The 11,153-nt window shown below is 51.9% G+C and carries 13 protein-coding genes; 9 read left to right on the forward strand and 4 right to left on the reverse strand.

What is annotated here, in order from left to right; all coding sequences use genetic code 11:
- The 5 genes from GXX34_08255 to GXX34_08275 form a co-directional block, all read left to right on the forward strand.
- The coding region (locus GXX34_08255; protein HHW07498.1) for a hypothetical protein at nt 1–437 on the forward strand (437 nt) is incomplete at its 5' end.
- 225 nt (nt 438–662) lie between these two features.
- Nucleotides 663–905: a pyridoxal-phosphate dependent enzyme gene (locus GXX34_08260; GenBank protein ID HHW07499.1), complete on the forward strand. Its 243-nt coding sequence runs from the start codon at nt 663–665 to the stop codon at nt 903–905.
- Nucleotides 902–1,576 carry an ABC transporter substrate-binding protein gene (locus GXX34_08265; GenBank protein HHW07500.1) on the forward strand — a complete coding sequence of 225 codons (675 nt, stop codon included), beginning with the start codon at nt 902–904 and terminating at the stop codon, nt 1,574–1,576. The genes GXX34_08260 and GXX34_08265 overlap by 4 nt, the downstream gene beginning before the upstream one ends.
- A 4-nt stretch (nt 1,577–1,580) precedes the next feature.
- Nucleotides 1,581–2,357, forward strand: a complete 777-nt coding sequence (locus tag GXX34_08270) for an ABC transporter permease (GenBank protein ID HHW07501.1) — start codon at nt 1,581–1,583, stop codon at nt 2,355–2,357.
- Between the two features lies 1 nt (nt 2,358).
- On the forward strand, nt 2,359–3,132 hold the full coding sequence (locus GXX34_08275; GenBank protein ID HHW07502.1) for an ABC transporter ATP-binding protein: 774 nt from the start codon (nt 2,359–2,361) through the stop codon (nt 3,130–3,132).
- A 47-nt stretch (nt 3,133–3,179) separates the two neighbouring features.
- Here the strand turns inward: GXX34_08275 and GXX34_08280 are convergent, their stop codons facing one another.
- The gene (locus GXX34_08280; GenBank protein HHW07503.1) at nt 3,180–3,800 is read right to left on the reverse strand and encodes a TetR/AcrR family transcriptional regulator; all 621 of its coding nucleotides are present in this window, start codon (nt 3,798–3,800) and stop codon (nt 3,180–3,182) included.
- 178 nt (nt 3,801–3,978) lie between these two features.
- Here GXX34_08280 and GXX34_08285 point away from each other — a divergent pair, with 178 nt between their 5' ends.
- Nucleotides 3,979–4,227: a hypothetical protein gene (locus GXX34_08285; GenBank protein ID HHW07504.1), complete on the forward strand. Its 249-nt coding sequence runs from the start codon at nt 3,979–3,981 to the stop codon at nt 4,225–4,227.
- Nucleotides 4,228–4,244: 17 nt separating this feature from the next.
- On the opposite strand, the gene bfr is transcribed toward GXX34_08285, so the two are convergent.
- Both bfr and GXX34_08295 read right to left on the reverse strand, forming a co-directional pair.
- Entirely contained in the window at nt 4,245–4,712 is a 468-nt protein-coding gene (gene bfr / locus GXX34_08290; protein HHW07505.1) for a bacterioferritin, read from the reverse strand.
- A 131-nt stretch (nt 4,713–4,843) separates the two neighbouring features.
- On the reverse strand, nt 4,844–5,167 hold the full coding sequence (locus tag GXX34_08295; GenBank protein HHW07506.1) for a hypothetical protein: 324 nt from the start codon (nt 5,165–5,167) through the stop codon (nt 4,844–4,846).
- Between the two features lie 221 nt (nt 5,168–5,388).
- On the opposite strand from GXX34_08295, the gene GXX34_08300 reads away from it, so the two are divergent.
- Nucleotides 5,389–7,008: a DUF2075 domain-containing protein gene (locus tag GXX34_08300; protein HHW07507.1), complete on the forward strand. Its 1,620-nt coding sequence runs from the start codon at nt 5,389–5,391 to the stop codon at nt 7,006–7,008.
- A gap of 104 nt (nt 7,009–7,112) precedes the next feature.
- On the opposite strand, the gene GXX34_08305 is transcribed toward GXX34_08300, so the two are convergent.
- The gene (locus tag GXX34_08305; GenBank protein ID HHW07508.1) at nt 7,113–9,614 is read right to left on the reverse strand and encodes an EAL domain-containing protein; all 2,502 of its coding nucleotides are present in this window, start codon (nt 9,612–9,614) and stop codon (nt 7,113–7,115) included.
- 162 nt (nt 9,615–9,776) lie between these two features.
- Between GXX34_08305 and GXX34_08310 the strand changes: the two genes are divergently transcribed.
- Together GXX34_08310 and GXX34_08315 are read left to right on the forward strand one after the other, a co-directional pair.
- Nucleotides 9,777–9,995 carry a hypothetical protein gene (locus tag GXX34_08310; GenBank protein HHW07509.1) on the forward strand — a complete coding sequence of 73 codons (219 nt, stop codon included), beginning with the start codon at nt 9,777–9,779 and terminating at the stop codon, nt 9,993–9,995.
- Nucleotides 9,996–10,423: 428 nt separating this feature from the next.
- Nucleotides 10,424–11,153 (forward strand): cytochrome C (locus GXX34_08315; protein HHW07510.1); only part of this gene is annotated, 730 nt, incomplete at its 3' end.

The following is an 11,153-nucleotide window of genomic DNA, read 5'->3' on the forward strand; positions in this document are numbered from 1 at the left end:
AGGTGAGGAAACTGGCCGAGGGTTCCGCCCATGCGGTGAGCCGGATCGCCAATATGCTGGATGAGGTCCGGCAGGGCACCGTCGAAGCGGTGGCCACCATGGAGCAGAGCTCCGCCGTCACGGCCCTGGGATTGCAAGAGGTGGAGAATACGGCCCGGCTCTTTGAGCAAATCAAGGGAGCCATCGAGGGCATTGCCGGTCAAATGAACCTCAGTGTGGAAGCAGTCAAGGAAGTAGTGGAAGCCAGTAACCGGCTGGTGAACCTGGCCCTGGAGGTGGACGAGGCGGCCAAACATAATGCCAGCCTCATGCAAGAAGTGGCGGCCGCCGTGGAACAACAAACCAGTTCCCTGGAACAAGTAACCCAGGCCACCGAGCAAGTGGAGGCCATGGCGAAGGACCTGGACGAGATGGTGCGCAGGTTCAAAGTCGGCTGATAAACATGCATTCTCACACTTCCCCCTTTGCGACGCTCGCTCCCTGCCGCAAAAACTTGGCGGGAGCGGGCGTTTTTCATCTTGACAAAGCGGGACCGGCGGTTATAATAATCATTAAAACATATATGATTACCAAAATTAAACTAGTGGTCGGGGAGAGCCATCATTTTTTACCCATAAATCATAGCAAATAGATATGAATACTAAATAATAAAGAGGTGCGCTATGAGGAATATCCATGAAAACCTGTTGAGCTTGATTGGCAAGACCCCTTTAGTGAAGCTGCAGCGTGTCCATGAAGGAAAAGCGGAAATCTATGCCAAGCTGGAGTATTTCAATCCCGGCGGCAGTGTGAAAGACCGGATTGCCCTTGCCATGATCGAGGCGGCGGAGCGGGAGGGATTGATCAACGAGAAAACGGTGATCATTGAACCCACCAGCGGCAATACCGCATTGAACTGGCCATGAAAGCAAGAGAGCAGGGGATTGCCCTGAAAGCGGTAGCCCTCGGCCACCGGGACGGCAATGTGGTGGTGGTGGCCAACGACATCAACCAGACGGAGGATTTAAAAGGCAAGACCTTTGCCATCCCACACAGGCTGTCCACCCATAATATTCTCCTGTACCAGATGCTGAAGGATGCCGGCATGACTCTTGCTGATTTGAACATCGTGGAGCTGCCCCCGCCGGAAATGCCGGCGGCCCTGGCGGAAGGACGGATTGCCGGCTACTGCGTGGCGGAACCCTTTGGCGCCAAAGCGGTGGCCAGGGGCCATGGAAAAGTGCTGTATTACTCTAAAGACGTCTGGCAGGATTCCGTCTGCTGCGGGTTGGTTTTGAGAGACGAATTCATCGCAAAGCACAGTGCGGCCGCGGAAGAGCTCTTGCAAGAGTACGTAGCCGCCGGGGCCTACATTGACGCCCAGGGCGAGATGGTGCCGGATATTGCCAAAAAATATATGAGCGTGGAGCAGGATGTGCTGGACTTGTCCCTGCAGTGGATTACTTACCATGACTTGAAGATTTACGAAAAAGATTATGAAGACCTGAGACAGTACCTGGTGGAAATGGGGTTGTCCGCTGATCCTCCCCCTTACCCGGATTTTGTGGACGTAACACTGATTGACAAGGTGAAATAGAGAGATGGGCAGGTTAAGAAGACTTACGGATACCATGATTGGATTGGCGTTGCTGCTGGCGGCTTGGCAGGGCCTGGTGCTCACAGGCAAGTATGACCGGGCCTTGCTCCCTTCCCCCATGATGGTGCTGGAAGGGATGGGGCAGTTCGTCGGTGACGGGACCCTTCTCACTCATATCAGTGTGAGTTTATACCGCTTTTTGGCAGGCTATCTCAGTGCCGTGGCCGTGGCCGTCGTGCTGGGGCTGGTCTGCGGCTGGTTTCACCGGCTGTGGAGTATTATCGACCCTATTGTGCAGGTGTTAAGACCGGTTTCTCCCATTGCCTGGTTTCCTTTTATCGTGCTCTGGTTCGGCATCGGCGACGTCCCGGCCATTGTCATTATTTTTATCGCCGCTTTCTTCCCGGTACTCTTGTCTACCGTTGCCGGGGTGAGCAAAGTAGATCCGGTCTATCTGATAGTAGCGAAAAACTTCGGCATGAAGCAGCACCAGATCCTGACGAAGATCGTTTTCCCGGCGGCCTTTCCTTACATCGCCCAGGGGCTGCACCTGGCCCTCGGTTCCGCCTGGGTGTTCCTGGTGGCCGGGGAAATGGTGGGAGCCCAGTCCGGTCTCGGGGTTATGATCATCGATGCCAGGAACAACATCCGGCTGGACCTGGTGCTGGCGGGAGTGATCTTTATCGGCTTGGCCGGTTTACTCTTGGATAAGTTGATCCGTTGGCTGGAAGGCTGGGTCGGCAAAAGGTGGGGTATGGTGCCCCGGGAGAGAGGGATGTGACGTGTATATCCAGGTCAAGAACGTGACGAAAATATACAACCCCCATACGGCCAAGGCGGTAACGGCCTTGCTGGGGGCTAACCTGGAGGTTAAACGGGGCGAGTTCATCTGCCTGCTGGGTCCTTCCGGATGCGGCAAGACCACGCTCCTGAATCTCATGGCCGGGTTTGAAAAGCCGACGGAAGGGCAGGTCCTCCTGGACGGCCGCCCGGTGGAACAGCCGTCGATTAAGCATGTGACTATTTTTCAAAACTACGGCCTCCTCCCCTGGCGCACGGTGCGGGGCAACGTGGAGCTGGGATTGGAGTCCCTGGGCTACGACCGGGCCGCTATCAGGCGTATTGCCGGTGAGTATATCGAACTGGTGGGGCTGAGCAAGTTTGAAAAACACCATCCTTACCAGCTTTCCGGCGGCATGCAGCAGCGGGTGGCCATTGCCCGGGCCCTGGCCGTGGACCCGGAGGTTATTTTCATGGATGAACCCTTCGGCGCCCTGGATGCCATCACCAGGATGAAAATGCAGGATGAGATTTCCGCCATTTGGGAGAAAAAGAAAAAGACTATCCTCTTTGTCACTCACGACATTGACGAATCCGTTTTCCTGGCGGACCGGATCGTCATCATGACCCCCAATCCCGGCAGAATCAAAAGCATTATCGAAGTGCCCCTGGCCCGGAAACGGGACCGGACCGGCCCCGATTTCCTCGCCATCCGGGACCGGGTGTTTCGTGAGCTGGAGATGAAAGCAGAGGAGAAAACAGAATACTATATCTAGCCCAAAAGGGTCACCCCGCATCACCAGGTGACCCTTTTTCCTGTTTATCATGAGCTGTGGGAGCCGTATTCAGGCTTTAACCCGATGGTGTAGATTTTGGTCGCCTGGGTCAGGTCCTGCTCCAGATCATACCCGCCGCGGCTAATGCACCAGTGGATGGCAATCCCCCGGGCAAAGCGCAGTAGGTCTGCGGTTATTTTTTCCGCCGGGATATCCTGCCGCATCTGGCCCTTTGCTTGCCCTTCCCGCACGATGTCATGGAGAATGGTAAAAATGGCCCGCTCCCTGTTTAAGGTAAATTTCTCCGTGGTGGACAGCTCGCTTTTCATCAACTGGCTGGTGAAATCCACCCCTTGCACCGTGACATAGCGACCGAAGAGCGTGAAATAATACACAATCCGGTCCAGCGCGCCCGGCAGGGCCCGGACTTCCGGTGCCATTCTTTCGAAAAAAGTGTCAATTTGTTTGAAGGATTCGACTATAATCTCATCTTTATTCTTGAAATGATGATAAAAACCACCGACGGAAACGCCCACTTCCTTACAAATCTGCTCCACCGTTACATTGTCGTACCCGTAGGTGTTAATCAATTTGAGGGCGATATCGAAGATTTTTTGTTTTGTTCTTAGCGCTTGAAGCTGTCTGCTGGTGGGTTTCTTGTTTGTCATTTGTCGCAATCCTCCTGCTTAGTTGCTAACAAATAAACAAGGCCAATCCTATTGTACGGAAAAGAGACAAAATAATCTACAATGTTCGAAGAAATCCCTTATTGACAATAATTTTCAAATATTCTGTATTTGAAAGAACCGAATCGATTCGGCTAGCACATGCGTTAGGGTGATAAGAATGGACAGGAAGATGCTTGTGCCTGGTTTTGGGCCGCTCATCGCCGGGAGTTTAATTGCCATGCCCCATGCGGCCACCATGCTTGCAGATTTCGGCGCCGGGGTTATTGCTTTCGAGGGACAAAAGGTAGGGGAGACGTACCGCCCTTTCCCGCCGCACAGTCGTTATGGGGGATTGCTTGGCCCTTGTCGAACTCCTGCCCGGCGGGCAAAAAAAGAGGCTGTAATCACTACAGCCCCATGGGTTTGAACTTGTCCACTGGGAAGCTACTCCACTTGGGTTGTTAAGAACATGGGCAAGGTCATCTGCTCGATCTGGTCCAGCATTTCTTCCAGTTCATCCATGTGCTCGTCCTCGTCGTTCAAAATGTCTTGCAGCATATCCCTGGTGGCATAGTCCCGTTCCTCACCGGCTAGTATGATGGCGTCGTTGTACGCTTTGATGGCTCTTTCTTCTGCCTCCCGGTCGTATTCCAGCTGCTTGGGAACGGTGCTCCCGATATGGATCTGGCTCAGGTTGGAAACGATGGGAGTGCCGCCGAGAAACAGGATCCTGCCGATCAGCTTTTCCGCATGTCTCATTTCCGTAATTGCTCGTTTCTCGAAGCTCTTATGTAACTTGCCGTAACCCCAGTCCTCGCACATTTCCGCGTGCACGATGTACTGGTTGATGGCAGCCAGCTCGTCCGCGAGCAAACCGTTGAGGGCCTCAATCAGTTTCGGTGATCCTTGCATGGTTACACCTCCTTTCTGCTAAGAATTGGGTGAATGAATGCCCGGAGGAATTGAGGTAAACCATCTCATTGCAACAGCCTGCCCTAGTTATTTATGCACCTTTCCCGGCTTTTCTATTACTTATATTTAGCTCAAAACATATATTTAGAATTATTATAGTCACACAACTCTATTTTACTCCTAATCGGCCCGGGTATCAACCATAGTGTTAATGCAAGTGCCAAGTTGACACCCCCGGCTGTTTCGCCGCCCATCGGACTACGGCAGAAACAGCTTCCGTCGTTTAATTGCAAGACCCACAGGGCATGCCAAATACGCTGGTCCGGGTTCTTGCGGCAGCCGGCCAGCATTTCCGCGTAAGCCGCCCGGAGTTCTTCGTCGGTTTGGTGATCAATCATTTCTTGTATTTCCTGATTGGAAAGAGGAAAAATACTGAGTCTCTCCGTTTGGATCATGGTCACAGCTCCTTTGATATTTCATTGGTATAACCTCGCAGCCAATTATGTGTTGGAGCCTGTTTTATCACAGGGGCATCTTCGGCCGGACGGCGGTTATCTTGCTGTAGCTCTGGAAACATGCAAAAAAATACTTAATTCAGGTGAAATTATCCCGGGAAACGGTATAATTGTAACTAAGAAAACTTGGCAGGGCTAGGGCCTGCCTAGGGGGCTTATGCGTGCGACCAGTCAACTTGCAATCGGTTTATCAAGCATACCGGCATTTGTCCTTTGAGCAGTTCCAGTTATACATGCATGTCTTCGGTGCCAGGGCGGACCGGCAGTTGGAGATGGAAGATTTATGCGTTTTTATAGAGCTTCTTTATGAGAATATAAAATCCTTGCCGCAGGTGGAGAGACTGATGGACGGCTTTTACCTGGGCTACAGTATCCCCCAGATTTCCAAGGAGTTTGATCTCCTGCGGTTCGGCCACAATTTCTTGTTAAACATCGAACTTAAACACATGGGTACGGAGGAGAAGATTGCCAGGCAGCTGGCCACCAACAGCTATTATTTGAAGGCAGTCAGCAGCGAAGTCTACCTGTTCACTTTCGTGGCGGAAACGAAGAAGATATACAGCCTAGACAAGAACGATAACCTGGTGGAAACTGACCTGCAGGAGTTGATTGCCCGGCTGCAGCAGCAAAGTCTCACCAGGGAACTGGATTTGGACACCCTGTTTGCCCCGAAACAATACCTGGTGTCACCCTTAAATTCCACGGAAAAGTTTATTAATGAAAACTACTTCTTGACCAATGCCCAGCGGCAAATCAAGCAGGAGGTCATGACGGCGCTGCTGGCGGGCCGGGTCAAGACCGTTTTGATAAAAGGCACCTTCGGGACCGGCAAGACTTTGCTCACCTATGACATCGCCCATGAACACATGAAACACGGGCAAGAAGTGATCATCGTCCATAACGGCACTTTGTCCGAGGGGCACCTGACGCTGAGGGATGAATACGGCTGGCGGGTGTATGCCATTAAGGATTTTTACGACAACTATTCCTCTCTCGTGAAAGACAGGGTCGATCTCATTGTGTTTGATGAAGCCCAGCGAACCTATACCCACCAGTTGACGGAAATCCTGGACTTTTTGCGGGCCCAGCCGGTGAAATGTATTTTTTCTTTTGATCCGGAACAATTCTTTTCCGCCAGCGAGAACCGGGGCCGGTTGATTGATTTGCTGCAGGCCAAGGAGATACCGTACAAAGAGTATCAATTAAGCAAGAAAATCCGGACTAACAAGGAATTGAGCGCCTTTATTCTAAACCTTTTTGACCGGCGGAAAATAAACCGGAATCCGGACCTACGGTATAACAATGTCCATATCCAGTATTTCACCGATGCGGACAACGTGCGGGTTTGTTTGAAGAAGCTGGAGCAGGAAGGGTGGCAGGTGCTCGTCAACACCCCTTCCGGTTACGATGCCGTTTTCTTCGAACCCTATGAAGCCGAATTCAAGCTAAACGCCCAGAAAGTGATCGGGCAAGAGTTCGATAAAGTGGCCGTGGTGATCAATGAATACTTTTATTACAACGAGGAGGGCAAACTGGCGGCCCGGCCTCCTCAAGCCGCGCCGGATTACATGCTGGACAGGATCCTGTACCAAAACGTGACCAGGGCACGGGAAGCGCTGCATATAGTGATTTGCCGCAATCCCATGCTGCTGGAAGCCTGCTCGAAGATTATCAACAAGCAGTATGGACCGAGGGTCTTTGTCCGGCGAAGTAAACAGAAGCCGGTTCGCATACGGGTAACCAAAAAAGGCGAAAGCACCAAAGCTGCCCCGCAGAATTAGGGCAGCTTTCTCGTTCAACGGCCGCGTTATGGCCTTGGTACCGGTCAAGAAAACTAGATGCAACATCGCAAATAAGCCGCGGTAAGCCCCATGTGGGATCGCTGCTATAAGCCCAACTGGATATGGTTTCTTAAGAATGCAATCGCCTCGTCTTCATCCAGGGGTTTGCTGATGAGATATCCCTGTACCCGGTCACAGTTATATTGTTTTAAGTATTTCAACTGCACCGGGTGTTCCACCCCTTCGGCAATGGTGTAATGTCCCAATTTATGGGAGATGGAGATGATATCGACGGTGATGGTTTTGTGCAAGTTGGTACCGAGTAATTCATCGATAAAATACTTGTCAATTTTCATACAGTCCGCTTTTAGTTCTTTTTCTCGCACCAGGGAAGAGTAGCCGGTGCCGAAGTCATCGATGGCGATATGAAGGCCCGCTCGCCTCAGTTCCTCAATACTGCTGTTGATAGTATCGTATTCCGAGACAAAAACTGATTCCGTAATCTCGATGCCCACATTCCGGGGATTGATCCCCAACTGGTTTATTAATGCAAACAAGTTGCCCGTGAAGTTGGGCTGCAGCAGTTGGATGACGGAAATGTTGATGGAAACATGAATGTGGTCATAGCCGTGCTTTTTGAGCTTTTTTAAGAAACACAATGCTTTCACGATTATTTTTTCACCGAGGGGGATAATGAGCTTGGTCTTCTCGGCAATAGGTATGAATTCCGCCGGGGATACCAACCCCAGTTTTTCCGTCCTCAGCCTGGCCAGCGCCTCGAAGCCCACGATGGAGCCCTGGTGCAAATCGGCGATGGGCTGGTATTGCAGAAACAGCTCATCACCGGTTTCCTCTCCCATGGCGATGGCATGCAGGGCTTCCATGATGGTTCTCTCCCGGGTTACCGAGGCTTCCAGTACTTCATCATAGCAACAGATTTTGAAGTCCTTGTCGAATAAGGTGACATCTTTTTCCGAAGCGATAAGGAGCCTGCGAAACAGTTCATCAATATCCACTTCATGCCGGTCCGGCTCCACTTCCAGAATCCCGATGCCGCCGCCTATTCTTTCCGTGACAAACAAGTCTTCCAGGGTCTGTACCAGGGCATGGCAGAAATCCAGCAGTTCCTTTTTATCCCGGTAATCACGCAAGTAAAAGACAAAGTTGTTCTCCCTGGACTGGCATAAAATGCGCTTGTCCGTGGCATGATAGCTGAGCCCTTCAGCTGCTCTTTTAACGAGGTTTTGCGCGTACTGGAAACCGTAGTTCACGGTTAAGAGGTGCAGGGTGCTCAAGTTGACGCCGATGAGGGCGATCTTAGCTCTCTTCCTTTCCTTGAGGTCCTTTTCCAGCAGTGAAATCAAGTATTCGCGATTATACAGCCCTGTCCAGGGATCGTGCTCGCTGTTGTACTTAAGGGTGTCCTCCATGGCCTTGCGGTCTGATATGTCCAGGACGATGCCTTCCAGGGCTTCCACCTCGCCCCGGTCGTTATAGATGGGTTGTCCCATCTCCAGGACCCATTTTCTTTCCCCGGTGGCAGTGATAATCTCGTATTCGTATTTGATGGGCTGTTTCTTGGCTGTGGCTTCAATCCATATTTCCCATGCTTTTTCCCGGTATTCGGGGGCCATGAGGTCATTGTAGGACAGGTCCCGGTTATGCAGCAGGCTTTCCGGGGGATAGCCTGTAAGTTGGTAGCAGCCATCCGAAACATATTGCATGGTCCACTCGCGATCGAAATTGCACCGGTAGGCCAGTCCCGGCAGGTGGGCCAGAAAAACGGATTTGCTCCGCTCGCTTTCATACAGGGCTTTCTCCATTTCTTTCCGTTCGGTGATATCCTGGACCAGGCAGATGTGATTGTACGGGTTATTGTCTGCCAGGATCAGGGGCGATACCACCATATGGACCCATACGGTGGACCCGTCCGGCCTGACAAACCTTTTATCCATTGAGTAAGACTTGATTTCACCGGCTTGCAGTTGTCGCCAGTACTTCAGGTTTTGGGCCACGTCCTCCGGGTGGGTGATGGCGGCCCAGCCCAGGGTTATGAGTTCCTCTTTGGTTCGCCCGGTGATTTGCTCATACATGGGATTGATTTTCACCAGGGCTTCGTTGGGATGCTGCGGGTAAGCGTTATGGGAGATGGCAATGCCGATGGGTGCTTGCTCAAACAGGATTTCAAAAACCTTTTTGTCCCGGTCTTGTTCCCGCTTCTTCAGGGCGTGTTCCGCCCGCAGCAAAGCGGCATGCAAGTCGATCCTGGCTTTCAGGCCGGCCCTGTGAAGGGGTTTGCGAAGACAATCCACGGCACCCAGGGCAAGGCCTTTCCTTTCGGTATCCAATTGATGGGGACCGGTCATGATGATAGATCGCACTTTGCTATAACGTTCTTGCGTTTGCAAAAATTCCAGCGGTTGCAACGCTCTCTCACCAGGCATAGTGAGGTCCAGAATGAGCAGGTTAATCCCGTCGTTTTCTTCCAGCACCCGGATGGCTTCCTCGCTGCTGCCGGCGGTTAGTACGGCGTATCCGGGCAAGGCAGCTTGGATGATCATGCGGTCCGGTTCCGGGGCGCCGGCTACCAAGATTTTGATTTCCATGAAGAACCCTCCTCAAGTAGACCTACGTCTCCGGTGGCGGGGATCAATTCCGAAGACCGGTTTTGACGCCGCTGGATTTGATGGAGCTCTTTTTGGCGGGTTCAATGCATTGTATATCAGCCCAAAGACTTCGTCAGCGTGGGTAATCCAGCAGGTTTTGGGATGATAGCCGTGATGCTGCTGTACATCAAAAGTGCCCTGTCAAGGAACAAAACCGTGGCCGCGGGAAACAGCGGGGCGAGGGAGTATCCTGGAACATTAAGTAAGAGGCTGGTGGTGCGAAAGTTCAGGTTGCCGAAACCGGCGGTCATCCTGCCCGGGTCAGCCGGGAAAACCTTTAGAGTCAGGAGGATACCCATCGAAAAGGGTGTTCTCCGGTAGTTATACACAGCAGCATTAAGAAAACGAGCACAATATGATCGAAAGAGCAGGTGGCAAGATACATTTCTTGTCCTCTTCCCGGCAGGGACTGGGTGATCCCGTTTAAGGTCAGTTTCCGGCCTGCCCTTTCACCCGAAGCTTAGCTGTTTGCCAAATTGTACTAACATTAAGATCATTATACACAAGCTGTGCCCCGTTGACCATGCAAACTTGCGAAATGAAGCACGAAAAATGCTTGTTCAGACTATGAGACGGCAACTGCCATGCAGGTGAGGAAATTTTTCATTAAAGCAAGAAATAGCGAAAAACAATCATAGCAAAAAGAAAATCATGGTACATGATATTTTTTAAACACTATATGGTTTTGACGCAAATACTATAGTTAGTGATAATAATGCTAGTATACGGTAAAAAAGGAGGTGAAAAGAGTGAATAATCGCACAACGGTCGGCCGCCGGCAAGCCGGGAGAACCCTGCGGCAGTTAATACTTGTATTCACAGTGGCTTTCCTCTGGTTGGCCCTTTCCGGTCCGGTACTGGCCATGGATCATTCATCCTTCATCACAGGCCCCTACGAAAAAGGCTCTGATGTAACCGCCCAGTGCCTGCAGTGCCACCCGCAAGAGGGCCGGGATTTCATGCAGACCGTTCACTGGAACTGGGCCGGGCCCACGCCTCACATCGCCGGTGCGGAAAACCGCAGCGATTTAGGTAAAAAGAACGGGATAAACAACTTCTGCATCGGGGTCCCGTCCAATGAAGGGAAATGCTACCAGTGCCACGCCGGTTACGGTACCGATCTCAACGACCCTAACGCCGTTGACTGCCTGGTTTGTCATGCCAAGCCTTCCACTTACCAGAAAGGAACTCCGGCAGGAGAAGTGCCGCCCAGTGTTGACCTGGTGGAAGCGGCCAAAAGCGTAGGTAAGCCCACCAATGCCAACTGCGGCAAGTGTCACTTCGGTGCCGGAGGAGGCGACGGGGTGAAGCACGGGGATATTGATTCAACTCTGGTGAATCCCTCCCCGGAACATGACATCCACATGGGCGGCAAGGGTCTCACCTGTGCCAGCTGCCATGCAGGCGAAAACCATGTCATTAAAGGTTCCAGCTTGCATATTATGCCCACGGAAGGAAGCCTCAGCTGTGAGAGCTGCC

This window comes from Clostridia bacterium (genome assembly GCA_012840125.1).
In the GTDB taxonomy this organism is placed as follows: Bacteria; Bacillota; DULZ01; order DULZ01; family DULZ01; genus DULZ01.

Excerpts from the sequence above, each read along its gene's own strand:
- GXX34_08295 (HHW07506.1), bottom strand. The coding sequence starts at position 5,167 with ATGATCCAAACGGAGAGACTCAGTATTTTTCCTCTTTCCAATCAGGAA.
- GXX34_08270 (HHW07501.1), top strand. The coding sequence starts at position 1,581 with ATGGGCAGGTTAAGAAGACTTACGGATACCATGATTGGATTGGCGTTG.
- GXX34_08265 (HHW07500.1), top strand. The coding sequence starts at position 902 with ATGAAAGCAAGAGAGCAGGGGATTGCCCTGAAAGCGGTAGCCCTCGGC.
- GXX34_08305 (HHW07508.1), bottom strand. The coding sequence starts at position 9,614 with ATGGAAATCAAAATCTTGGTAGCCGGCGCCCCGGAACCGGACCGCATG.
- GXX34_08310 (HHW07509.1), top strand. The coding sequence starts at position 9,777 with ATGATAGCCGTGATGCTGCTGTACATCAAAAGTGCCCTGTCAAGGAAC.
- GXX34_08285 (HHW07504.1), top strand. The coding sequence starts at position 3,979 with ATGGACAGGAAGATGCTTGTGCCTGGTTTTGGGCCGCTCATCGCCGGG.
- GXX34_08280 (HHW07503.1), bottom strand. The coding sequence starts at position 3,800 with ATGACAAACAAGAAACCCACCAGCAGACAGCTTCAAGCGCTAAGAACA.
- bfr (HHW07505.1), bottom strand. The coding sequence starts at position 4,712 with ATGCAAGGATCACCGAAACTGATTGAGGCCCTCAACGGTTTGCTCGCG.
- GXX34_08260 (HHW07499.1), top strand. The coding sequence starts at position 663 with ATGAGGAATATCCATGAAAACCTGTTGAGCTTGATTGGCAAGACCCCT.